At 39.1% G+C, this 23942-nt stretch carries 21 protein-coding genes and 3 tRNA genes; 19 read left to right on the top strand and 5 right to left on the bottom strand.

What is annotated here, in order from left to right:
* Nucleotides 1–2: 2 nt before the first annotated feature.
* Nucleotides 3–75: transfer RNA gene (locus MUB18_RS04955), tRNA-Lys, on the bottom strand.
* 229 nt (nt 76–304) lie between these two features.
* Between MUB18_RS04955 and MUB18_RS04950 the strand changes: the two genes are divergently transcribed.
* The 4 genes from MUB18_RS04950 (at nt 305) to MUB18_RS04935 (ending at nt 4966) form a co-directional block, all read left to right on the top strand.
* On the top strand, nt 305–2449 hold the full coding sequence (locus tag MUB18_RS04950) for a TonB-dependent receptor (RefSeq protein WP_248755144.1): 2145 nt from the start codon (nt 305–307) through the stop codon (nt 2447–2449).
* 95 nt (nt 2450–2544) lie between these two features.
* Nucleotides 2545–3162 (top strand): hypothetical protein, encoded by a 618-nt coding sequence (locus tag MUB18_RS04945; RefSeq protein WP_248755143.1) that lies wholly within the window; start codon nt 2545–2547, stop codon nt 3160–3162.
* Between the two features lie 11 nt (nt 3163–3173).
* Nucleotides 3174–4220, top strand: coding sequence for a sensor histidine kinase (locus tag MUB18_RS04940; RefSeq protein WP_248755142.1), 1047 nt, complete (start codon nt 3174–3176; stop codon nt 4218–4220).
* A complete protein-coding gene (locus MUB18_RS04935; RefSeq protein ID WP_045756245.1) occupies nt 4217–4966 on the top strand; it encodes a LytR/AlgR family response regulator transcription factor in 750 nt (249 codons plus the stop codon). The genes MUB18_RS04940 and MUB18_RS04935 overlap by 4 nt, the downstream gene beginning before the upstream one ends.
* A gap of 47 nt (nt 4967–5013) precedes the next feature.
* On the opposite strand, the gene MUB18_RS04930 is transcribed toward MUB18_RS04935, so the two are convergent.
* Nucleotides 5014–5490, bottom strand: coding sequence for a helix-turn-helix domain-containing protein (locus MUB18_RS04930; RefSeq protein ID WP_045756244.1), 477 nt, complete (start codon nt 5488–5490; stop codon nt 5014–5016).
* A gap of 1531 nt (nt 5491–7021) precedes the next feature.
* Between MUB18_RS04930 and MUB18_RS04925 the strand changes: the two genes are divergently transcribed.
* The 11 genes from MUB18_RS04925 (at nt 7022) to MUB18_RS04875 (ending at nt 17237) form a co-directional block, all read left to right on the top strand.
* Nucleotides 7022–7834, top strand: a complete 813-nt coding sequence (locus tag MUB18_RS04925) for an RNA polymerase sigma factor (protein WP_094771804.1) — start codon at nt 7022–7024, stop codon at nt 7832–7834.
* A gap of 11 nt (nt 7835–7845) precedes the next feature.
* A complete protein-coding gene (locus MUB18_RS04920) occupies nt 7846–8940 on the top strand; it encodes a hypothetical protein (RefSeq protein ID WP_248755141.1) in 1095 nt (364 codons plus the stop codon).
* A gap of 157 nt (nt 8941–9097) precedes the next feature.
* Nucleotides 9098–9706, top strand: coding sequence for a hypothetical protein (locus tag MUB18_RS04915; protein ID WP_045755814.1), 609 nt, complete (start codon nt 9098–9100; stop codon nt 9704–9706).
* Between the two features lie 9 nt (nt 9707–9715).
* Complete coding sequence (locus MUB18_RS04910) at nt 9716–10822, top strand: aminotransferase class I/II-fold pyridoxal phosphate-dependent enzyme (protein WP_248755140.1); 1107 nt, start codon at nt 9716–9718, stop codon at nt 10820–10822.
* 62 nt (nt 10823–10884) lie between these two features.
* Nucleotides 10885–11496, top strand: a complete 612-nt coding sequence (gene bioD / locus MUB18_RS04905) for a dethiobiotin synthase (protein ID WP_045755812.1) — start codon at nt 10885–10887, stop codon at nt 11494–11496.
* 16 nt (nt 11497–11512) lie between these two features.
* Nucleotides 11513–12505 carry a biotin synthase BioB gene (gene bioB / locus MUB18_RS04900; RefSeq protein WP_248755139.1) on the top strand — a complete coding sequence of 331 codons (993 nt, stop codon included), beginning with the start codon at nt 11513–11515 and terminating at the stop codon, nt 12503–12505.
* Nucleotides 12490–13761 carry an adenosylmethionine--8-amino-7-oxononanoate transaminase gene (gene bioA, locus MUB18_RS04895; RefSeq protein WP_248755138.1) on the top strand — a complete coding sequence of 424 codons (1272 nt, stop codon included), beginning with the start codon at nt 12490–12492 and terminating at the stop codon, nt 13759–13761. The genes bioB and bioA overlap by 16 nt, the downstream gene beginning before the upstream one ends.
* 154 nt (nt 13762–13915) lie before the next feature.
* Nucleotides 13916–14296 carry a hypothetical protein gene (locus MUB18_RS04890; protein WP_248755137.1) on the top strand — a complete coding sequence of 127 codons (381 nt, stop codon included), beginning with the start codon at nt 13916–13918 and terminating at the stop codon, nt 14294–14296.
* A gap of 210 nt (nt 14297–14506) precedes the next feature.
* Nucleotides 14507–15250, top strand: coding sequence for a (Fe-S)-binding protein (locus MUB18_RS04885; protein ID WP_045755808.1), 744 nt, complete (start codon nt 14507–14509; stop codon nt 15248–15250).
* A gap of 11 nt (nt 15251–15261) precedes the next feature.
* Nucleotides 15262–16647, top strand: coding sequence for a lactate utilization protein B (locus tag MUB18_RS04880; protein WP_045755807.1), 1386 nt, complete (start codon nt 15262–15264; stop codon nt 16645–16647).
* Entirely contained in the window at nt 16644–17237 is a 594-nt protein-coding gene (locus MUB18_RS04875) for a lactate utilization protein C (RefSeq protein WP_045755806.1), read from the top strand. The genes MUB18_RS04880 and MUB18_RS04875 overlap by 4 nt, the downstream gene beginning before the upstream one ends.
* 159 nt (nt 17238–17396) lie before the next feature.
* On the opposite strand, the gene MUB18_RS04870 is transcribed toward MUB18_RS04875, so the two are convergent.
* The gene (locus tag MUB18_RS04870) at nt 17397–20579 is read right to left on the bottom strand and encodes a S41 family peptidase (protein ID WP_248755136.1); all 3183 of its coding nucleotides are present in this window, start codon (nt 20577–20579) and stop codon (nt 17397–17399) included.
* Nucleotides 20580–20839: 260 nt separating this feature from the next.
* On the opposite strand from MUB18_RS04870, the gene MUB18_RS04865 reads away from it, so the two are divergent.
* A complete protein-coding gene (locus MUB18_RS04865) occupies nt 20840–22015 on the top strand; it encodes an MFS transporter (protein WP_248755135.1) in 1176 nt (391 codons plus the stop codon).
* Between the two features lie 110 nt (nt 22016–22125).
* Here the strand turns inward: MUB18_RS04865 and MUB18_RS04860 are convergent.
* Together MUB18_RS04860 and MUB18_RS04855 are read right to left on the bottom strand one after the other, a co-directional pair.
* Nucleotides 22126–22197 (bottom strand) — tRNA-Arg (locus tag MUB18_RS04860).
* A 92-nt stretch (nt 22198–22289) separates the two neighbouring features.
* Nucleotides 22290–22370: transfer RNA gene (locus MUB18_RS04855), tRNA-Tyr, on the bottom strand.
* A 239-nt stretch (nt 22371–22609) separates the two neighbouring features.
* Here MUB18_RS04855 and MUB18_RS04850 point away from each other — a divergent pair.
* The 3 genes from MUB18_RS04850 (at nt 22610) to MUB18_RS04840 (ending at nt 23888) form a co-directional block, all read left to right on the top strand.
* Nucleotides 22610–23242 (top strand): peroxiredoxin, encoded by a 633-nt coding sequence (locus MUB18_RS04850; RefSeq protein WP_021189264.1) that lies wholly within the window; start codon nt 22610–22612, stop codon nt 23240–23242.
* A gap of 96 nt (nt 23243–23338) precedes the next feature.
* On the top strand, nt 23339–23653 hold the full coding sequence (locus tag MUB18_RS04845) for a thioredoxin family protein (protein WP_045753141.1): 315 nt from the start codon (nt 23339–23341) through the stop codon (nt 23651–23653).
* Nucleotides 23634–23888, top strand: coding sequence for a DUF6952 family protein (locus tag MUB18_RS04840; protein ID WP_045753142.1), 255 nt, complete (start codon nt 23634–23636; stop codon nt 23886–23888). The genes MUB18_RS04845 and MUB18_RS04840 overlap by 20 nt, the downstream gene beginning before the upstream one ends.
* Nucleotides 23889–23942 lie beyond the last annotated feature (54 nt).

The following is a 23942-nucleotide window of genomic DNA, read 5'->3' as shown; positions in this document are numbered from 1 at the left end:
AGTGACCTCGGAGGGGCTCGAACCCTCGACCCATTGATTAAGAGTCAATTGCTCTACCAGCTGAGCTACAAAGTCATGTCTATATTCAAATGTAACTTAGATTTTTTTTATATCAAACAAAAAAATAAAAAAAACCAGTCAAATAAGTACAACCAGTTTTAGTGAATACAATTAACATGACAATCTGACCAAATTCCGTTCATATCCACCAATAAACAGCTCATCACCATAATCCAACAACTGATCCAATCTTATTTGTTCCGCTGGCTAAAGCTTCACATTTTCAGGTCAAATTAGAAAAAACATGAAGTACATCCTATCCATCATCCTATTTTGTTCTATAAAAGTCTCCGGTCAAATAAAAATCAATGGAAACGTCACAGACGGCAATAAAAAGGCGGTGCAGTACGCCAATATTTTCATTGTAGGGACATATGATGGAGGCACAACAGACTCCCTCGGTAATTTTTCATTTATGACGTACGAAGTTGGAAATCAACTTTTAAAAATTACTGCAATAGGCCGTGAATCTAAATCGATACCCTTCGATCTCGCGCAAAACAAGCCCCTGCAGATACAACTCCAAGAGCAAGCAAAGCAATTGGATGAAGTGGTTATCCAAGCGGGTCTATTGCAGGCTGGAGATAAGGGCAAAAACACCGTGATGACCCCGTTGGATATTGTCACTACGGCAGGGAGTATGGGTAATATTTTTGGAGCATTAGCGACACTTCCCGGCGCACAGGTAGCAGGAGAAAATGGAAGATTGATGGTTCATGGGGGAAGTGCAGCAGAGACACAGACCTACATCAATGGTATTCGAGTACCGCAGCCTTATACGTCTTCTCCCAATGATGTTCCTGTAAGAGGAAGATTCTCACCGTTTCTTTTTAAAGGGATCAATTTCTCTACCGGAGGCTACTCTGCTGAATATGGAAATGCCCTTTCCAGTGTACTGATTCTCAATACAGCGAATCAAATCGAACCCAACAAAACTGAGATTTCCATCTCTTCTGTTGGGGCAGGTCTGAGTAATACACAAAACTGGAAAACAAAATCCCTTACTTTCAATACTTCTTACACCAACCTCAAGCCTTACAGTAAAATCATCACACCCAACATTGATTGGACTAAACCCTATGAAAACGCTTCTGGAGAACTCATCTATCGTCAAAAATTAAAAGCTGGATTTATCAGCTCCTATGCTTCGTTCAATTTTGAAGATATGGGCTTATATCAGAAAAATAGCAACTATACTCATCCTATAGCGATCAAAAAGAGGGCATACAACAGTTATTTCAATACCGATTACCAGCAAAATCTCGGTGGCGGATGGGACTTGCAATCAGGTATGGGTATCGGTTATCTAAATGAAAAACTACAAGCAGACAGCATGGGTATGCCACATCAAGAGATCGCTGTCCATGTGAAAGAAAAGTTCACAAAATCATGGAACAACCGGTTAAAAAGCATCTTTGGGATAGACTATTTCTATACTGATTTTACACAGGATTTTACAAGCCCAGGTATACGCAAAGAAGCCTCCTCCACCTCTTCTATAGCTGCTCTTTACACTGAAACCACCTATGCCATGAATAACAACCTCATTGCAAAATTAGGTATTCGGGGGACTTCAAGCACTGCTGAACCCTTTCTCTTGGAGCCGCGATTTTCTTTAGGCTACCTCATCGATCCTTACAACCAGCTTTCTTTTGCTTATGGTGATTTTCATCAACAGGGGCCACAGGAGATGCTCATATACGATAAGCAAATAAAATGGCAACAAGCGCATCATTACATCCTCAATTATTATTACGAAAAAAAAGGAAGGACAGTCCGTGTTGAGGCATACAGAAAAACATACGATCACCTGATCAAGTACGATACCCCGCGCATCAATAGCAGCAGTATATTTACCAATACAGGGACAGGGTATGCGCAGGGTATGGATCTGTTTTTCAGAGATAATAGGTCGATCAAAAACTTACAATATTGGATATCCTATGCTTACACGGACTCCAAACGTAATGAAACTGATGCTCCATTTTCCGTCACCCCTTCCTATGTATTCAAACACACCCTATCGGTAGTAGCAAAATATTGGATCAATGCCCTGCACTCTCAAGTCAGTTTAACAAACAATTATCTTTCTGGAAGGAGCTACCATGATCCTAATCTCCCGTCTTACACACAGCGCAAGACAGACGCCTACAATACACTCTCTGCCAGCTGGTCCTATCTTATATCGCAACAAAAGATCATTCACTTATCTGTCAATAATCTACTGGGCAGTAGTCCGATCTACGGATATCAATATGCCGATCAGCCAAATCAGCAAGGTATATACAATCGTATTGCGATCACCCCTAGTACCAAGCGATTTGTTTTTGTTGGATTTTTCTGGACCCTATCTTCAAATAAAAAAGAAAATCAACTAGACAACTTATAATCGACAGTTCGTCCCATAAATACAACAATTGAGCACATTAAAATTGTTGGCATTTAGATAAATAATGAAATTTGATAGTATAAAACAATATCAATATGAAAACTTTAATCATTGCATTTATTGCCCTATTCTCAGTCGCCACCTATGCACAGTCCCCTTATGAGAAAGGAATGTCCCAAGGCTTAGCACTATGGAAATCTGGAAATACAACCGAAGCAGCAGCACAATTTGAACGGATTGCACAAGCGGAGCCTGATAATTGGATTCCACTTTATTATCAAGCACTCATCGGGACAACTACTGCCTTTTCCATAAGAGATCCGGAGGAAAAATTAAAACTGATCCAAAACGCCAAAATCATCCTTAACAAAAGCAGCCAAGACAATAATTCGGAATGGCTGACTTTAAAAGCAATGAACCTGGTTGCAGAATTGACGACAGATCCAATGACAAAATCCAAGACCTTAGCACCGACCATCTACGCTTTGTATGAAAAGGCAATTCAATTGGATCCCAACAATCCCCGTGCGGTATTAGGACTTGCGGAGTTTCAGATCGGAAGCAAAAAATATTTTAAACAAGATATCAGCAAAGAGTGTGAAGCTGTGAAGAAAGCATTAGATTTGTTTGAGACTCATAAACCAGCACTTCCTTTTGCTCCAGCATGGGGTAAAGAAAGAGCGGAGCAGATTGTTCAGAACTGCGGTCAGTAAAATAGGAAAAGATGAAACCTTTTAAAACACTTTGCATAAATGCCCTGCTCATTACGCTCATCATTAGTGTTGTCATTACCGCTGTTAACTTTGCTTCTGATCCTAATTTCGATTTAAGATCTTTTGTCTTATCCAAAGGTATGTTATCAGGATTCTTAACTGGTTTTTTCCTTTATCTTATAAATACCTTTTTATACCGTCAGGTCTGTCAAGTATTTCCACAAAATTCACATTATGTGAAAAGAATATTATTGTTTATACCAGCAACTGCAGTACTGACCCCGATCGTTGTTTTTATCATCAGATTTGCTATCATCAAAATCGCAGTCGATCAGTCTTTACTAGATTTTGTAGCCAAACAACATATTGGGACTTATTTTAATATGACTCTGATCAGTATTATTGTTTCTCTTTTAATATTCAGTTTCTATTTTTATAAAGCTTATAAAGAGAGTCAGCTCAGGAAACAGACCGCACTCACCAAGTCTGCCAATGCTCAATTTGAATCTTTAAAAAATCAGCTAGACCCTCATTTCTTATTCAACAGTCTGAATGTACTCACAAGTTTAATCGAAGAAGATCCGCAAAAAGCGGTTAATTTTACGACTTCCTTATCGAGAGTATACCGTTATGTACTGGAACAAAAAGACAAAAGCCTTGTAGAGGCCAGTCAAGAAATCAGTTTCGCACGCATATTTTTAAATCTCTTGGCGATCCGCTTTGAAGGATCGCTGGAGATTCATATTGCTGATGGAGATATCCAGCAGGATGAACAAGTCGTACCCTTGGCCTTACAGCTTTTAATTGAAAATGCGATCAAGCACAACAGCCTTAGTCTTCATAACCAATTGCATATCCACATTTTTAAAGAATACGACAGGCTTATCATCCAAAACAATTTGCAAGAAAAAGAAAGTATAAACGGTATGGGAATAGGGCTGAAGAATATTAAAGAGCGATATGCACTATTGACCAAGCATCCAGTAACGGTAACCAAAACTACTGATCATTTTATTGTAGGACTCCCATTGATAAAAAAAGAAAATAAAGCATCATGAACATCATCATTATTGAGGACGAATTACCATCTGCACGTTTACTGAAACGAAAGATCGAAAAAATGGGTTATACCGTCCAGACCATGTTACATACTGTTAAAGAAGCGAAAGAATGGTTTGCAACGCATGTTCATCCAGACCTAATTTTGATGGATATCCAACTATCAGATGGGCTATCTTTTGAAATATTTGAAGGGCAAACTGTTGATTCAGCATTGATTTTCACAACGGCATATGATGAATTTGTGCTCAAGGCTTTCAAGCTCAATAGTATTGATTATCTATTAAAACCCATTATCGATGAGGAACTGGTATTTGCTTTCAATAAGTTCTTACAACAATTTCAGTCTCGTCCGACCTTTGATTTTGCTCAGATAAAATCACTATTGACCAATGAGGTCAAGCACTATAAAGAGCGTTTTACGATCAAGATAGGCGCTTCAATTAAAATGATTGAAACAAACATGATCAGTTGCTTTTATAGTGCGAACAAAGGGACTTATTGTCGTTGCTCGGATCAGCACGATTATTTATTAGACCTAAGCTTAGATCAGATCGAGCAGCTCGTAGATCCCAATCTCTTCTTCCGGATCAATCGCAGCCAGTTGATCAATATCAAACATATTAAAGAAATCGCCATTCACAGCAATTCAAGACTACGTGTTTATTTACATCATGATCAACAAACGGATATGATCGTGAGCCGAGAAAAAGTCAATGATTTTAAAAAATGGCTGGATAGATAGTAGAACAAAATGCATGGATCTAGCTTGAGATCGGAGTTTGATTACCCTTATTTTAGTTTTTTTATATACAGCTTAAAGTTGCCTACTTTTTCATATTCTAACACATCATGCTTACAATATTCTGTTAGGTAAACAGAAAACTTATTACTGTCATTTTTATCCGATTTCAGTTTGGCCAATACTTCCGAGACACGTCTTCGGGTGTCAAAAAAGTCAGAATTATAAACCAAATCATCTAGCTTTTGTGTTGTTTCAATGCGCCGTTTAGATTCTGGCTCAATATCATATAAGGGTTTTAAATCTATTTCTTTTTCAAAAATTGATTTAGGTTGAATCTTTAAGGCACGGCAGATCGATAAGAAATTGAAGATGGTTGTACCCTTTCCTTTTTCAACCGCAGCAATGGTATTGATAGTAAGTCCGGTCATATGTGCGACATCTCGTTGAGAGTAGCGCAAATCATCTCTTCGTTTACGAAACCGGATCCCAATATCTATAATTGTATTTTCATTATTACTTGACACGTAACAAATAGAATAATTATTTGCGCAAATAAAATATAAATAAAAGTGTAATTTTATTTGCTCAATAATCCAATTACTATTATATTTGTATCGATATCAAGCATCATCAGCAATTTGAATAAATATATGATGATATTAAAAAAAGATAAGTAACCGATCTATATTATGGACTACTTTACCAATTATAATCCTTAAGCGATCGCGTTAGAATGTAAGAATAAGGAAATGTGCTTGTTTGTGTAAAAAACAACTGATGTTATTTTTCTACCAAATTGACCGATTCCATTTGCAAGTTCTTTGACATACTGGTATTGAAAGATCGAGGCTTCTTGTGGAGCCGTAAGGTGAGGGCATGACCACTCACTAAATACTTTAAAATTAAACAGGTCCATTCATGAGTTATATACTCCAATAGTTAAAGCTACTGGCCACATCTAGATGAGATGATCATGGATTTTGATCCTATTTTATGTTTTCCAAAATTGCATTGGTAAACATATAATTAGGGTCTACTCATATTGGTCTTGTTTATGACCCCAAATTTTGAAGCGATACACAATTATGTTTAAGTTTAATTAATGATGAAACTTAAACTATCACAACCATTATATAATTGCATTAATAATCTCATTCATTATTGATTACTATTACATATTGGCGCGACATATTTTTATACTTGACACCTTAATATGACACATTCATCTACCATGAAGAACGACATGTCCTATGTCTGCAAACTCATACAGCATAGGCATCGAGGCGACTTGTATAGCCGCAGGGTGAGTGTTTAATCGCCTCATCAAGTACCCTAACTATATTTTAATAAAACCCTGCTATGTTTGTTAAAATTATAGGCTCACTGGTATATACAACAAAGGACTTTTATACTTATCGAGTATGGAGCTGGTCTGATGAGGAGATATTCCTATCGTAGCAGCTCACCGGAAAATTGCAGGTTTACCAAAGATTAATTAAGAATATTGCGAACTTAACTCTTTAGGGTTAATTGAGCACGGTAGCAAGGTAGGGCTAGAGCACATGCCCTTACCTGTTACCGCTAACCCTGATCGTGCTTGAAGATATAGTCTACGATTGAGCGATATAAATTGTATGGTGAGAAAGTTAGCGATTAGATATCCTGATCTAATTTTTATAAAACATGTATGGAGGTTGCTTGTACAGCCGTAGGGTGAGGGCAATAGCCACTCACTAAAGACCTAAAAAAAGACTTAAATTATTTCTTTAAGTTTTAATATAGCGATATATAAGCTTGACTTTTCATAGCTATATAGCCTGTCATTACAACATTGAATTTTGAGTTAAGTAGCCTTTTGTTGACCTTTCAAAATTAAAAGGACTTTAAAAAGAATAGCAGCCCTTTAAAAAAAATCAGATTCCCATTTTTCACTTCAATACCAATTTGCCCATTCATAAATCACTCAACTTGTCCTGCTTCGACCCATAAAAAAATCCACCGAAATAGGAGCTGACTACGTTTTTTTTTAATCTTCAACCAATTAGAGATCGAAATATGAACAAACTTTACATTAAAAAAAATACCAAAATTCAAATTACTTATCTGAACAATGGCATAGAGAAGGGACTTAACTTTTTCTACCAGCACTTCTATCCTTATTGCTACCGCAGAGCCAACCGTGCAATACAGGATACATGCATTGCAGAGAGTATCACCCAGGAAGCTTTCTTGCGCTTGTGGCTATTTCGCGAAAATGTACATAGCGAAGCAGATATTTTCAACTTTCTAAAAACTCAGATTCGCATGGCAGTCCATGCATACTACAACAAGTCTAGAAATCGTTTTCACAGAAGTCTTTTACAGCTAGATGCATTCAAAAATCAACAAGAGTTTAGGGACGAATATGAGCCGAAAGAAGAGTGTGTCGAAGACTTGATCGATGTGGAAAGACTAGAGGATGAGAATAAGGATAAACTACATAAAATATACACCCTGTTGCCTTCATTAAATATCGAACAGCAGCTCTTCATTAAACTTTGCCTACAATACAGCTTCAATTATGAACGAATAGCTTATTATCTGGGTGGCATATCGGACTATGAAGTCAATATGCAGGTGGAAAAAACAATTGGAACGCTACGTGCGATCTTAAACAGTAATCAAAAAATAGGTCAGGTGAGCAAAAATCCAAAGATGATAGCGCAAGGAAATTTTACGGATGAACAATTCGAGATATTTCACATGCGCTATGAACTACAGTTGTCTTTCGAGCAAATATCACAACAGCTACAATTAGATCCTACGACCGTTAAAAAGTTATTTGTAGAAGCGCACAGTAAAATAAAACCTAGTAAACAAATTGCTTAAAGTAAAGGATTATGGCCAGTGAAACGACTATATTAACTCGCAAAATTCAAATTTTTATCGACTGCGATGATAAAGAAAAACGTAGTGAATATTTCAAAAAATTATACGAATGGCAAGATATTGTGTATCGGGGAGCAAATCTAGTGCTTACGCATCAATATGTACAAGAAAATATAAAAGATCTGATCTACCTCAAAACAGATGTTAAAGTAACATTAACCGATAGCAGTACTGATGGGGAGGGAATACTAAACACGTCACGTATGAATACCACATACCGACTGCTCTCAAGCTATTTTAAAGGACAGATTCCTACTGATATATTATCGAAGGTGAATACTTCTCTGATAAAAAATTTTCAATCTGACCGCTTAGCATATTGGAAAGGACAGCGTTCCCTGCGCAATTATAAGAAAGATATGCCTATTCCCTTTTCTTCTCGGTCACTTAAATTAAGTCATGATGAGCATAGCCGAGATTTTAAACTGAATCTCTTTAAAATCCCATTCCGCACTTATTTAGGAAAAGATAGAACCGATAAACGCGTACTTCTGCAACGCGCATTGATCGGCCAACTCAAAATCTGTGCAAGTTCCATTAAAATCGTAAAAGGCAAGATATTTATACTCCTCGCACTAGAAATACCCAATAAAGAACATACACTAAACAAACATATCATCGCCGAAGCATCATTATCCATCGAACATCCGATTTCAGTGGCTATTGATAGAGACAACTATCAGATCGGCTCAAAAGAGGAGTTTCTATACCGACGTATAGCGATACAGGCTGCTAGATATCGCCTACAGAAAGCTTCCACCTATAATAAGGGTGGAAATGGAAGAAAAAGAAAACTCAAAAGTCTCGATCATTATCATGAAAAAGAAAAAAACTATGTCGATAGTAGACTACACCTGTACAGCCGTAGACTTATTGATATATGTATCAAATCGCAAGCAGGTACCTTGCTCTTGGTCAATCAATCTAACAAAGAACGATTAGCCAAAGAGGATGACTTCCTACTGCGTAATTGGAGCTACTACGGCCTCATGGAAAAGATCAAATACAAAGCAAAATTGGCAGGAATCCACGTGATCATTGAATGACATAATCGACTCACTATCAGAATTAAATAACACAAAAAATAAAAAACTTCGATTCTTAACAAATTTAATAAGCTTTTCATCCGGACTAGCTGAAAAATTAAAACTGGCACATGATACGTGTTTACTAGGGCAATACCTTTGTCTCAAAATTAAGGCTATGGATATTCACCAAGTAATCCGACATATTGTCCAACAAGATCAACTGCACGCAAAGTGGTTGAACACACTATCATTTATGGAAAATGCCGGTGCTAGAAAAATATCACAATGTGAACACTCCACAAAAGTAGATATTATTCAGCTCAAACATGCCGCTGAAGAACACCGGCATGCGTACTATCTGAAAAAACAGATTGGAAAATTAAGTAACGATATGTGCAAGACTTATGACGACAAGTATCTCATTGCTCCAAGATATACCAGACAATACCTACATCAGTTGGATATTAAATCTTGCCGTTACCTCAAAGATACTTTTAATCTCTGCGGACCAGCGCTTAAGCATGCGGCTTACCTCTTTGTGACTTACGCTATTGAGGTTCGTGCTGATCAACTTTATCCCATCTATCAACATACACTCGACCTAGAGCAAAGCAAAGTAATGGTAAAATCTATCATTCTCGAAGAAGAAGGGCATCTGGAAGAAATGACTGCTCAGCTTCAACTGTTTTCGCCCAATTGGGAACGCTATGCCGAGGATATACAGGCTATAGAGCAAGGCTTGTATAAAGAATGGATTTCGGCGATTGGATCGTACATCAATTAAACAGAGAAGATGTATCGTTTATTGGCGACCCGATTGATGCAAAGATCCGAATCAGGATTTTTAAGAGCGCTCAAAGCTCGTGCTAAGGCAACTGACTTTTATAGCAATGACTATCTGGGTATGGCCCGTAACCAAGAGTTCCATGCAGAAGTTTTGCAAGCAATACAAGACGATCATACTTTGATTGGCGGAAGCACGGGATCTAGACTCATCAGCGGTCATACCCAAGTCGCACTTGAAACAGAGGATTTTCTTGCCCAAACTCATCACGCAGAGTCCGCGCTACTATTTCCATCGGGCTATATCGCAAATCTAACTTTATTTTCATGCCTACCACAAAAAGGAGAAACCGTGATTGTCGATGAGTATATCCATCGATCTGTACACGATGGATGTATGATGTCTACCGCAACAAAGTGGAAATTCAAACACAATAATCTTCAAGATCTCGAAGATAAACTCAAACGTACCCAAGGTATCTGCTACGTCGCTATTGAAAGCCTGTATTCTATGGAAGGCGATTTCGCTCCGCTGAAAGAAATAATACAGTTGACTGAAAAATATGGTGCTTCTTTAATCGTCGATGAAGCACACGCTTTTGGAGTATTTGGGTATGGATTGGTTCATCGATCGGATTTACAAAACAACGTTTTCGCGACTCTTGTTACTTATGGCAAAGCAATGGGATGTCATGGAGCTGCGGTACTATGTAAAGCTATCGTCAAATCCTATTTGATCAATTTTGGTTCACCATTTATATACAGTACAGCACCAACAGATCTGACGTGGATGCAGCTAAAAATGGGATATCAGTATATCCTTAATCATCCATCTTTAGATGATCAGCTGCAACAAAATATTCAGTTTTTTCGATCACAGGGTCTCCCGATTCTATCTGCAAAAGAAAGTCCTATTCAAGCACTTGCGGTAAAAAATAATGAGCAACTCTTGCAATTAAGAGACGTCCTATTGCACAAAGGCCTACAGACCTACGCGGTTTTTTCTCCAACAGTAAAATTGGGACAAGAACGTCTGAGGATATGCCTTCATACGTTTAATACGAAAGAAGATATCCGATTGCTGGCATCTCTTATACAAGAAAACCTATCGCTGTGAAGTGAGCAAAACAACATGTTACTATTATTTTTAGTAAAAGAAAAATAACATTTTAAATAGCTATGAAAGAACAACTATTTATCACCGGAATCGGGACAGAAATCGGGAAAACAATATGTGCTGCTGTATTGACACAATATTTGAAAGCGGACTATTGGAAACCTATTCAATCTGGAGAACTGCATGCAACAGACAGTATGCGCATCTATGATCTGCTACAAGGCGATGTGGTCATCCACAGCGAACGGTATAAACTAAAGCTTGCAGCATCACCACATAAGTCGGCAGCACTAGAAGCGGTCAGCATTGCTCTAGCGGACTTTGAAGTCCCGACAACAGACAATCATCTGGTCATAGAAGGTGCCGGAGGCTTGTTTGTCCCGATTAATGATAACCATTTTATGATTGATTTAATACAATCATTTGCAGTTCCTGTTGCCCTAGTAGTCAAAGACTATCTCGGTTGCATCAATCATACCTTGCTATCAATCAATGCCATAAAACAACGAAACCTGCATTTGAAATATATCCTATTTAATGGTGGCATCGACCCCGATTCAAAAAAGGTGATTAGCCAGCACATACCATCCGATACTCGGGTGATCCATATACCGCATTTAAGCGCAATAACGGCACAAGCCATCAGCAATCTTGCCCATGGTTTAACTCTTTAACACAAACGAATACAATATGAAAACAAAGATCAGAAACAACTGGACCAAAGAAGAAATACAGCAAATCTATGATCAGCCCCTCATGGAGCTTATATACCAAGCCGCTACGGTGCACCGAGAATTTCACAATCCTGCAGAAGTACAAGTGTGCACCTTACTGTCTGTCAAGACCGGAGGCTGCCCTGAAGACTGCTCCTATTGTGGTCAAGCGGCGCGCTACCATACTGACATCCATGTACAGGCGCTCTTACCGACAGAAACCGTAATCGATCATGCTAAAAAGGCAAAAAAGAATGGCTCCACTCGATTTTGCATGGCCGCTGCCTGGAGAGAAGTGCGTGACAACCGTGATTTTGACAGAATTATTGATATGGTAAAGGGAGTCAATGCACTGGGGCTAGAAGTGTGCTGTACATTAGGGATGTTGACCGAACAGCAAGCAATACGTCTACAAGAAGCGGGTTTATATGCTTATAATCACAATTTGGACACCTCAGAACACTATTATGACGAGATTATTTCGACCCGTTCATTTGACAATCGGATCAATACCATCAACCATGTCCGCAAAGCGGGCATCACCGTTTGTTCTGGCGGCATCATTGGATTAGGAGAATCTCACAAAGACCGCATCTCTATGCTATTAACCTTAGCAACAATGCCCAAGCATCCTGAATCCGTCCCTGTCAATGCACTAGCTCGAGTAAAGGGCACTCCTTTAGAAAATAATCCAAAGGTCGACATCTGGGATATGGTCAGAATGATTGCGACGGCCCGTATCGTCATGCCTAAGGCTATGGTAAGACTCAGTGCAGGGCGCGTTGAGATGAGTGAAACCGAACAGGCATGGTGTTTTATGGCTGGAGCAAATTCTATTTTTACTGGTGAACAAGAAACATTATTGGTGACTCCCAACCCCGGTGTATCTCAGGATATGAAGATGTTCCAGACATTGGGACTCCAGCCCCTAGCCAAAGGAATCAAGGAGGGATCATGCACGACGATTTAAGAGCACGGGATCAAAAAGTAAATTGGCATCCTTATACACAAATGAAAGGGGCATCAGCGATCGTACCTATCGTGCGCGCTGAAGGAACTTACCTCTATGACAACGAGGGCAAGCGCTATATCGATGCTGTCTCCTCTTGGTGGGTGACGCTACATGGTCACGCCCATCCTTACATAGCAGACCGCGTGTACCGCCAGCTCAATACCCTTGAACAGGTGATATTTGCAGGATTTACACATGAACCAGCCATACAGCTAGCCGAAAATTTATTAAAGCTCCTTCCGAGCAATCAAGAAAAAGTATTCTACACGGATAATGGATCGACAGCTGTGGAGGTCGCACTTAAAATGTGTGTACAATACCACGCGAACAAGGGGCATAAGAAATCAAAAATCCTAGCCTTTCAAAATGCTTATCATGGTGATACATTTGGTGCCATGTCGGTGAGTGCACGTGGGGTATGGACCGAACCATTTGGGCATCTTCTTTTTGATGTTATTTTTATCGATATACCGACCCACGACAATATAGCATCCTTATTCGAAGAAATCGACCAGTATGTTGACGACATCGCATGTTTCATCTACGAACCTTTGATACAAGGGGCGGCTGGCATGCTGATGCATAAAGCTGAAGATCTAAATATGCTCATGAACTATTGCCGTCAAAAAGGTATTCTAATGATTCAAGATGAGATCTTTGTCGGTTTTGGGCGCACGGGTAAATTATTTGCGGCAGATCACCTAACCGAATATCCGGATGTGATGTGCTTTTCAAAAGGACTTACGGGTGGTACCATGCCTTTAGGCCTGACCACTTGCTCCTCGATTATTTATGATGCTTTTTATGCCGATGATAAAAAAAAGGCTCTCTACCATGGTCACTCCTTTACAGCTAATCCTTTGGCCTGCGCAGCTGCCTTGGCAAGCATGGAACTCTTATTAAAAAAGGAAACTCGTGATCGAATAACAGCTATTGAACAGAAGCATCAGACCTTTCTTGCTCATATTGTACTAGATACAAAGGTCAAATATGCTAGGCAAACGGGAACTATTTTGGCTATCGAGCTACAACAGGATGAAAAAACATCTTATTTTAGTGTTTTAAGTGAGGTCTTATACCCCTATTTTTTAAGCCGAGGCATCTTGATCAGACCATTGGGCAATATCATTTATCTCGTTCCTCCTTACTGCATAAGCGATGATGATCTTGATTATATCTATACCGTCATCATCGATGCACTGCAGCTCTACTAGTGTATTTGGATCTACCGATGCTGTTTAATTGACAATAAGTTCACTTTTATCGTACCAGATCGACACATAAAATGTATGTTTGCACATGCTAAAATCAAAGATAGTATGAGTATATCATCTATCAAAAAACAATAGTAAAAACAATTCATACAAAATGTCAATTTCATACAACGAACGTTTCTTTCTCCTATTCGAGGATTTAAAGAAAAAAGGCGAATTAAAAACATACGTAGAGCTCGGTAAATTAATCAACGAAACTAAAGTTGGGATCAATGATCTCAAAACTGAACGTAAGAAGGTGAGTGTTCAACATATCCATGATATGAAAATTTCATACAATTATATCAATACGGACTACTTAGTCGGAGCGAGCAATCAGCTGTATTTATCGCCAAACGAAACAACGCAATTAACCTCAACGACATATTCAGAAAACTCTGGACATCAAGAAACGATCTTGGCACTTAAAGAAACCATCGCAGCAAAAAATGAAACGATCGAAGTTCTCAAAGCGCTCTTAGTTCAGAAAAAATAAGAAATCAAATCATTTAAAAAAAACAAAATCCACGGGATATCTTTTCTGTGGATTTTGTTTTTAGTACTACCACTGAGATGATCAAGCGGGTGTCGCCATCTTTTTTGTAAAAAAGATCGTTATCGTCATTTTATTACTGTACCATCACAGTTAAGAACAGTATTTTCGAATATTATTTGTAAACTTAGCCCATCAATCTAAATCAACAATATGCGTGTAGGATTATTTATTCCTTGTTATATAGATGCCATCTATCCTGAAGTTGGTATTGCAACATTAGAACTATTGGAACGCCTTGGAGTAGACGTAGTCGTACCTTTAAATCAAACCTGCTGTGGTCAACCTATGGGAAATGAAGGTGATCAAAAAAATGCAGCTTCTTCAGAACAGCTCTTCTGTGATAATTTTGAAAGTTTCGATTACATCGTTGGTCCTGCGGGAAGCTGTGTCAAGCATGTTCGCATGCATTTTGATGCTATTCCACAGACTAAACAAGTAGAGCATGTGCGTAAAAACACATACGAACTGGTCGAATTTTTGACCGATATCTTGCAAGTCAAGGAATTTCCGTGGGCGACTTATAATCATAAGGTCGCTGTACACAATAGTTGTAGCGCTATACGTGGCCTACATATACAGTCCAGATCGGAATGGCAGGAACCGTATTTCAATAAAACAGAGGAGTTGTTAGGTAAGGTACAAGGCGTAACGATAGAACGGATCACCCGTCCAGACGAATGCTGTGGTTTTGGGGGTACGTTTTGCGTAACAGATGAAGCCGTGAGTGTTAAAATGGGGCAAGATAAAGTCGCTGATTATATGCAACATGAAGTGACTTGTATTGTTTCTCCAGACATGTCTTGCTTGATGCATCAAGAGGGTATAGCCAAGCGCCAAAAGGCACCTTTAAAATTTGTACATATCGCACAAGTATTGAACAACGGTCCTTTTTAATTAGAACGAAGATGAGTAAAGTTAAAGTTGACCAAAATGCGGCAGATTTCATCTACATGGATGACATCCATCAGCCGACTCATGATAAAAACCTTTGGAATGCCCGTATGAAACGGGATACCGCAGCTTCTGGTATTCCCGAATGGGAACAGATGCGTGATCTGGCTTCCCAGATCAAAGAGCATACCTTGACACACTTAGACCACTATGTCCAACAGTTTGTGACCGAAGCTACTAAACGTGGCGTGATCGTTCATTTTGCAAAGGATGACATTGAGCACAATCAAACTGTTTATGATATTCTAAAAAGTCACCATGCGACTAAAATCGTGAAAAGTAAATCCATGTTGCAGGAAGAATGTGAAATGGGTGCTTTTCTAGAGGCTAGGGGGATCGAGTTGATCGAAACGGATCTTGGAGAGCGTATTCAACAACTCTCCGGAGAGATGCCAAGTCACATCGTCATGCCCGCTATCCACAAAACAACTGCAGATGTCGCCGAACTTTTTGCGCGAACGATTGGTACGGATCCCAACGAAGATGATCCACAGCAATTGACTGAAGCAATGCGCAATAATGCACGTCCCAAATTTTTGGAAGCCCACGCTGGTCTAACAGGTGCAAATTTCGCTATTGCCGAAACTGGAGCTTTTGTCGTCTGCACCAATGAGGGTAATGCTGATTTGACGGCGAGCATCCCACCGCTGCATATTGCAAGTATTGGGATCGAAAAAATCCTACCTAAGACAGAAGATCTGGGTTTATTTATCCGACTCTTATCTCGAAGTGCACTGGGTACTCCCGCGACCCGTTACACCTCTCATTTTATGGGCCCTCGCGAATCGGGTACCGAAATGCATATCGTACTCACGGACAATGGCAGAAGCCGTCGTCTTGGTATGGAAGATTTTTGGCGATCTTTAAAATGTATCCGCTGTGGCGCCTGTATGAATACCTGTCCAGTCTATCGTCGCAGTGGGGGACTTGCCTATGGCGCAACTTATTCAGGACCTATTGGCATTATTATCGACCCGACGTTTGATGAATCCAAATTCAGCGAACTTCCATTCCACTCCTCTTTGTGCGGATCTTGTTCTGAGGTGTGCCCCGTCCGTATCAATATCGCGGAGCAGATCGGTCTGTGGAGGCAGCGCATGGTCAACATAAATGAATCCTCTAAAACACTTCACTATGCTTTCGGGGCAGTAGAAAAAGTGTTTGCGAATCCAAAATTATTCCGATTGGCAGAGAAAGCTGCTTACTATGGAATGAAACTGACTCCGAATTGGTTATTGTACCATAAAAAGCTAAATGCTTGGGGTAAACATCGCGAATTGCCAGAAATCAAAAAAGAAACTTTTAGGGATTGGTATATTAAAAATAGATTGAAAAAATGAGTTCACTAGAAGAATTATTAGCAGCTATACGGCAGAATCTTCCTGCTCAAAAGGTGGATTATCCAACGATACCAACCTATGAAAAACAAGGTACTAATCTAAAAGATAAATTTATCGTAAATCTGGGACTTTCTGGAGGAGAAAGCTATGAGGTAGGCAGTATCGATGAAGCAAAGGAAATCATGCGCCAAAAACTTCCAGATACACGAGTCACTTGTTCTGCAACTTCGGAGTGGGAGGGAAGCAAATCAATCCAAGCTATTGCCCATCCTAGGGAATTGGAGGACGTAGACTTAGGGATCATTCGAGCTGAGTTTGGTGTCGCAGAAATGGGCATGATATGGTTAACAGAAAATTCGTTGCAAGTAAATTCTTTGGGTTTTCTTTCTCAGCATCTTGCCATTTTACTGGATCCTGATTTAATCACGGAAAATATGCATACCGCCTATCGTAAAATTGATTTTCAGGCTTCCACTTATGGATGTTTTGTCATGGGCCCCTCTGCTACAGCAGATATCGGTGCTTACCTAGTCCGCGGTGCCCAAGGAGCACGCAGCCTGACCGTTTTCTTTTTAAAACAGCAAGCATAGTCATTATTTTATCCGTCAACCTATTCATATCATCATCTTGTTCAATCATCGCAAGGTTCATGATGGAATAAACCCTCCACTTACTCGTAAGATCATAAAACAAAAAAGACCAGATTTCACATCCCGAATCTGGTCTTTTTAGGTTTTTAAATGTTATCCTTATTTTAAATCTTTCAATATTTCTTGCACAGCTCTTTCTAACTGCGGGTCTCGATCATTAGATCGATCAGCAATGGTATTATGCACAAAAATATCTGGCGCTACACCTGTGTATTCCAGATCTTTGCCATCTAAAGTATAACAGCCCCAAGCAGGTAGGCGATAATTAGATCCGTCTACCAATCCCTTTGCCGAGGTAAAGATGATCCAGCGATACGTTTCATTTCCGATGATCTTACCCAATTTTAATTCTTTAAATCCAGCTGCAGTCATCTCAGCATCACTTAAAGACTGCTCGTTGATCAACAATACAATGGGTTTTGATGCTGGCGCAAAGTTACTTTGTGGCGCCATTTTACCGCCTCGATATTGCCATTGCAGGTAAGGTCTTTGCGATAGAAAACGCAAGACTTCATCATGTACATTGCCTCCGGTGTTGTATCGTAAATCTAAAATAATACCTTCTTTATTATTTTCTTGTTCCGCCATATCTATTAAAAAGCGCTGCAATTCCGGTCCGCCCATATTTTTCATATGCGAATAAGCGATCCTACTTTTACTCCAGGTATCCACTTTACCACGATTGCTCTTTATCCATTCATCGTATATAAGATCCTTAAAGGCGGTACTTGTCAAGGGACGGATATTGACCATGATCTCTTTTCCTGCACGCTTAATGGTTAATTGGACTTCTTCTGCCAGTGACGGCCAGGTAAAATAGACATCACGATCGATCTTTGGATCCACCTTATTGCCGTTGACTGCTATGATTTCATCCCCTTCTTTTAGATCTACACCTTTTCGTGAAGCTGGACTATGATCGACAATATGCTCGATCTGATAAGGGTTTTCCTGATTAAACAGAACGCCTATTTCATTGGTCACAAATCCAAATGGCTTGCGCTCTTCTGCTCCCATTGAACTAAATCCGAGATGTGATGAATTTAACTCGCCCAACATATCATTGAGTAAAATCCGTAGATCGCTGCGGTTATTAACCCCTGTCAGATAAGGTTCATACTTCTTTTTCATCACTCCCCAATCGATACCGTGGAAAGTACTATCATAGAAGTTTTCCTCCAATCCAGCCCAAGTCTCATAGAACATTTGATTAAACTCATTTTCTAGATCACGGTTAAACTTGAAATTGATATTTATTGCATCAAGCTTATTTTGCTCAAGGTTATATTTTTGTATAGCACCTTTATTGAGGATAAAATATTTACCATTCGCTTCTGTAAATTGATTAATCCCGCTCTCGATCACCTTCTCTGTTTTGCTCGTTTCAAATGGTTCATAAATCGTTCTGTACAGACTGTATTTCCCTTCGTGGTTGGATGAGAAGAAAACATAATTCTTTTCTCCTTTTTGTATGGCGATCGGATCGGACTGTGTTCCAAAAGCCGGGCTCACTTGTTCGATACGGTCTCGTAAACCTTGCAGATCAATAGTCACCACTACCTTTTTATCACTAGGTGTATGCGTGGCGATTGCTTTTTCATCTTTCTTATCCTTACCTTTTGATTGATCATCAGTCTTTTTGTCCGCAATGGTATCTTTTTTTACTGGCTGACTAAATAATTCGTTGAATTTATTATTTCGATACGGTTCATCAAAATTTTCCAGTGCCATGCGGAAAATACTCGAATTTTGCATTCCTGTAGGGAAAGCTGGTTTTGTACGGTTGCTGGCAAAATAGATATATTTTCCGTCTGGAGACCAAGAAGGAGAGGTTTCTGACACACCCGTATTGGTCAAATTGGTTGTCTGGTTTGACGCGAGCTGATGGACAAATATATCTTGCTCAAAATTGCGGATAGCCGTAAATAAAAGATATTTACCATCTGGGGAGAAGGATGGAGATGAATTTTGGAAAGCCCACAGCTCATCTTTAACAACTGTTTTACTTTTCAGACTCGTCAAGTCCAATACCCTAACCTCGTCCCTTCCGCTTAAGTAGACTGCTTGCGATTTATCCGCATTAAATGTAATCTCTCTATTGTTTCGAAGATCTTGGGTCAATTGTTTGACTTCGCCCGTACCATCCGCACTACGCGTATACCAGTTTAGATATCCTTGATAGGTCTGACTATAAAGCAATGTTTTATTATCCTTGAGCCACTTTACTTCCATAATGCGCTGTCCTTGACTCGGCATCTGACGGATAAACTTACCTTCGCTGTCCGAAACAAAAAGTTCACCTCTAGACACAAAAGCCATTTTCTTTCCATCCATCGCAACATCAAAATAGCTGATATTGCTATTGACATTAAATTCTTTGCTTTTGCCAAGCACCTGATTTCTACTTAATGCGATATTGGACTGTGTCACTTTCTTTGATGCCACATCATAGAGAAACAGCTGATACCCTTTTTCAAAGGCTATCATTTTTCCATTGGCAGCAACAGCAGGTCTTTTAATAGACTCTTTAAATGAGGTCAATGCTGTTGGCTTATCATTGATGAGCTGGTAAAGGTTATATTCTGCATTTCCCTGATCGGAAACAAAATAGATCTTTCCACGCTGATCTACAGTAGGCCAAAAGTCTTTGCCGTTATAATCGGTATATTGCTTAAATGCTTTTGTCTTGGGATTATATGATTTTATGTCGGGATTGAATGCTCCTTTATATCGCTTCCGGTTTGCAGAACTGTAACCCTCCCAACTGTCATTGAACAACAGTTCCCCTGAAGGTGTCTCCACGACTTGACTGATATAATTGAAATAATGTGGGAATAAGCGTTTTGCCGTACCGCCTGTGGCCGCAACTTGATAGCTACTCATTCGGTTGTAACGGGTAGAAGTAAAATAGAGCGTTTTGCTGTCCCAGCTCCAGCTGTCTATTTCATCTGCCCCTTCATGAGAGGTGAGTTGACGGATATCACCACCTGCTAATGGCATGACATAGACGTCCATATTTCCATTCTGATTCGCAGAAAAGGCAAGCTGTTTTCCATCAGGTGATATCCGCGGATTAATTTCGTTGCCTTCCATGCCAGTGAGCCTGACAGCCACTCCGCCCTGACTTTCGACCTTCCATAGATCGCCTTCAAAACTAAAAACAAGGATTTTTCCATCAGGACTTAAGGTCGGATGCGATAAAAAAGTCGGCTGCTGCTGCGCGAATGTAAGCACAGCTCCACAAAGGGTAAGACAAGTACCCAACAAAAATTTTTTGATCATACTTTTATAGGTGGTTAATGGATGATATGACTCTATAAAGTTACTTAAGAACTTGTTAAAAACCAATAAATAATCCATCGACTGATTGCACAAATTGTACCCTTTACTAAAACTGTTTTAAAAACAAAGTGTTGTATCAAAAACTGACCGTCGGTACTGCTTGCTGTAAATTAAATCGGGTCTTATTTTGAAAGAAGAAATAGACCTGTACCTAAATTTTAATTTCTTACATGTAACTTTGGTCACTCATAACATCAACAATGGACTCAACCCTAACCTACTCTGAAGAAGAGCTTTATCAAAAACGCAATCGCATTCGGATTGCCGTATCTCTATTTTATTTTTGCCAAGGACTAGCATTTGCCTCTTGGGCAAGTCGTATTCCAATTATCAAAGAGCGCTTAGATCTTACTGAAGGCCAATTGGGAACCATATTATTGATGCTACCGGTGGGACAATTGGTGACGATGGCACTGTCTGGAAAATTAGTGACCACATATGGCAGTGCCAAGGTATTACGGATTGTAGCCATTATCTATGCTTTAGTACTTTGCTTGGTAGGATTTGCACGAAATGCCTGGGAATTGGGAGCGGTTTTATTCTTATTTGGGGTGGTTGGCAACATGTGCAATATCGCGGTCAATACGCAAGGTGTGGCGGCTGAAAAAATATTTAAGAAATCAATCATGTCTTCTTTTCACGGCGCATGGAGCATTGCTGGATTTACAGGTGCACTCATTGGCCTGCTCACCATGAATATTGCTGTCGATACCATACCCCATTTTATGATTATTTTTATATTAATAGTCATCAATACGACGATCAATTACCGATACCTGGTACCGGGAAAAGCGGTTCAAACTAAAAAGACCTCTTTTTTCTCGAAACCAGAAAGTAGCTTAGTGCAATTGGGCATCATTGGATTTTTTAGCATGGCAACAGAAGGCGCCATGTTTGATTGGAGTGGTGTCTATTTTAAGGAGATCGTTCATGCTCCCGAGCAGTTTATTATCGTGGGTTATGCTTCCTTCATGGTGATGATGGCATTAGGTCGATTTATTGGCGACGCTGTTATTAGTCGGCTTGGACGAAAACGCACCTTGCAAATTAGTGGTATCCTTATGTTTACCGGTATGATGACCTCCGTGATTTTTCCGGACTTCTATATTTCAACACTAGCCTTTATGATGGTCGGTATAGGTGTTGCTTGTAATGTACCAACGGTATATAGTGTCGCTGGACAAAACAAAAATGTCCCTTCGGGAGTAGCATTAGCGATGGTATCGAGCATCAGCTTTTTGGGCTTCCTAATGGGACCGCCTCTGATTGGATATATTGCAGAGCTGACAAGTTTACGCTATTCTTATGGTGTATTTTCTTTATTCGGCATTATGATGTTTGTGATGGCCAGTAAATTAAAGGTATTTAAAGGCTAAGCAATTTATATCTATTGATTATGAGCGCGATCAAAGGTTAGAGATGGGTCTCCTCATCGTATAAAATAATAAATGTGAGGTCATTGAGCGATCTCACATTTATTATTTTGTAGCCCCAAGCAGAATCGAACTGCTATCTAATGTTTAGGAAACATCTATTCTATCCGTTGAACTACAGGGCCGACAAATCGTATGCAAATATTTCAAATATATTGCTTAATCCCAAACTTATTTTGTAAAATATTGATGAAAATAGAGGAGAGAAAAAATACTGTGGGGGGAGAAGGATTCGAACCTTCGAAACCGAAGTAACGGATTTACAGTCCGTCCCATTTGACCGCTCTGGAACCCCCCCAGTATAATTTGTTGACTTATAAAGTATTAAGATTTATTGAATCTCAATTTCCTTATGGAACGCTACAAAGGTAGAATTTTGTCTGATATATGCAAAATTTATTTATAAAAAATATATCGACAAAATTGATTGTACCCTCAATGTAAAAATAGATTTTAACGATAGCTCATTGATAAAATCGATTCTTTATTAACCAATTTTGAGGTATCTTTGTAGCAACAAAAAAAGAAAGATATATTATGAGTTTCACAGGTAAAAGTTTTCCAAGCATCACTGTAGATGCAATCGATTATTTAGGCGATAATTTACAAATTAACGTTTTCGAAAAAGCAGTTCAAGAAGGTAAAAAAGTAGTATTGTTTTGGTACCCAAAAGATTTCACTTTTGTTTGCCCAACAGAATTACATGCTTTCCAAGAAGCTTTACCAGAATTTGAAAAACGTAATACAATCGTTATCGGTGCATCTTGTGACACAAACGAAGTTCACTTCGCTTGGTTAAATACAGCTAAAGATAACGGTGGTATCGAAGGTGTAACATACCCAATTTTAGCAGATACTACACGTAACTTATCTTCAGTATTAGGTATTTTAGATATTAAAGAAGTAGAGCACCCAGAGTACGGTACATTGGTAGAAGGTTCTGCAGTTTCTTACAGAGCGACTTACTTAATCGATGAAACAGGTCGCGTATTCCACGAATCTGTAAACGATATGCCATTAGGTCGTAATGTGAAAGAATATTTACGTTTGATCGATGCTTATGCACACGTTCAAAATTTCGGTGAAGTATGTCCTGCAAACTGGGAAGAAGGAAAAGAAGCTATGCATGCGACTCGTGACGGTGTAGCTAGCTATTTAGCTGGTAACTAAACCATAATAAAGACGACATTGCAGTCTTTTGACAAAGGGGATAATCCCATTTCCCCTTTGTTTATTCATCTTTCTCAATAAATAAACAACAAAATCATGGTACAAGAATTAGAAAACGATAATTTACAAGAAATTGTAGAAAATAACGATATTGTAATGGTTCAATATGCAGCTACTTGGTGTGGTAACTGTAAAATAATGAAACCAAAATTCAAGAAATTGGCAACAGAAAATGAAAATGTAACTTTTGTTATCGCTGATGCTGAAAAATTTCCTGAATCTAGAAAACTAGCGAATGTCAGCAATTTGCCAACTTTTGCAGCTTTTAAAAACGGTAAATTAGTAAATCAAGTACAGACAAATAAATTTGACGCCTTAATCGACTTATTCAATGAAGCTTCCAGTAATTAAACATATCACCGAGTTTATCGAACAAAACGACGTTGATTATGTCTTAGAAACAATCGAAACCTTGGAATCTTTAGTTGAAGCTCCTTTAAAAGACGAGGAACTTGATGTGATCGGCGAATTGATCTCCAATCTTTATGGTGCTGTTGAAGTCGACAAATTAATGAAAGAAGGAAACAGTAAAAAAGATGCCATGAACATGTTTATGAAACGTGTATTGGGTTCTATCGATAAATAAATTATAGTTTTAATGCACTTTAGCAATACTTGTTTTAACAATTAAAGAACTCAT

It is taken from the genome of Sphingobacterium sp. PCS056 (assembly GCF_023273895.1).
GTDB lineage: Bacteria > Bacteroidota > Bacteroidia > Sphingobacteriales > Sphingobacteriaceae > Sphingobacterium.
Note: the sequence above shows the minus strand (reverse complement) of the source record. Positions and strands in the feature narration are given on the sequence as shown.

Bases quoted from the DNA above. Each gene is read 5' to 3' on its own strand.
- MUB18_RS04910 (WP_248755140.1), top strand. From the start codon at position 9,716: ATGTATCGTTTATTGGCGACCCGATTGATGCAAAGATCCGAATCAGGA.
- MUB18_RS04925 (WP_094771804.1), top strand. From the start codon at position 7,022: ATGAACAAACTTTACATTAAAAAAAATACCAAAATTCAAATTACTTAT.
- MUB18_RS04885 (WP_045755808.1), top strand. From the start codon at position 14,507: ATGCGTGTAGGATTATTTATTCCTTGTTATATAGATGCCATCTATCCT.
- bioA (WP_248755138.1), top strand. From the start codon at position 12,490: ATGCACGACGATTTAAGAGCACGGGATCAAAAAGTAAATTGGCATCCT.
- bioD (WP_045755812.1), top strand. From the start codon at position 10,885: ATGAAAGAACAACTATTTATCACCGGAATCGGGACAGAAATCGGGAAA.
- MUB18_RS04870 (WP_248755136.1), bottom strand. From the start codon at position 20,579: ATGATCAAAAAATTTTTGTTGGGTACTTGTCTTACCCTTTGTGGAGCT.
- MUB18_RS04940 (WP_248755142.1), top strand. From the start codon at position 3,174: ATGAAACCTTTTAAAACACTTTGCATAAATGCCCTGCTCATTACGCTC.
- MUB18_RS04950 (WP_248755144.1), top strand. From the start codon at position 305: ATGAAGTACATCCTATCCATCATCCTATTTTGTTCTATAAAAGTCTCC.
- MUB18_RS04890 (WP_248755137.1), top strand. From the start codon at position 13,916: ATGTCAATTTCATACAACGAACGTTTCTTTCTCCTATTCGAGGATTTA.
- bioB (WP_248755139.1), top strand. From the start codon at position 11,513: ATGAAAACAAAGATCAGAAACAACTGGACCAAAGAAGAAATACAGCAA.
- MUB18_RS04945 (WP_248755143.1), top strand. From the start codon at position 2,545: ATGAAAACTTTAATCATTGCATTTATTGCCCTATTCTCAGTCGCCACC.
- MUB18_RS04915 (WP_045755814.1), top strand. From the start codon at position 9,098: ATGGATATTCACCAAGTAATCCGACATATTGTCCAACAAGATCAACTG.
- MUB18_RS04850 (WP_021189264.1), top strand. From the start codon at position 22,610: ATGAGTTTCACAGGTAAAAGTTTTCCAAGCATCACTGTAGATGCAATC.
- MUB18_RS04845 (WP_045753141.1), top strand. From the start codon at position 23,339: ATGGTACAAGAATTAGAAAACGATAATTTACAAGAAATTGTAGAAAAT.
- MUB18_RS04840 (WP_045753142.1), top strand. From the start codon at position 23,634: ATGAAGCTTCCAGTAATTAAACATATCACCGAGTTTATCGAACAAAAC.
- MUB18_RS04865 (WP_248755135.1), top strand. From the start codon at position 20,840: ATGGACTCAACCCTAACCTACTCTGAAGAAGAGCTTTATCAAAAACGC.
- MUB18_RS04880 (WP_045755807.1), top strand. From the start codon at position 15,262: ATGAGTAAAGTTAAAGTTGACCAAAATGCGGCAGATTTCATCTACATG.
- MUB18_RS04920 (WP_248755141.1), top strand. From the start codon at position 7,846: ATGGCCAGTGAAACGACTATATTAACTCGCAAAATTCAAATTTTTATC.
- MUB18_RS04935 (WP_045756245.1), top strand. From the start codon at position 4,217: ATGAACATCATCATTATTGAGGACGAATTACCATCTGCACGTTTACTG.
- MUB18_RS04875 (WP_045755806.1), top strand. From the start codon at position 16,644: ATGAGTTCACTAGAAGAATTATTAGCAGCTATACGGCAGAATCTTCCT.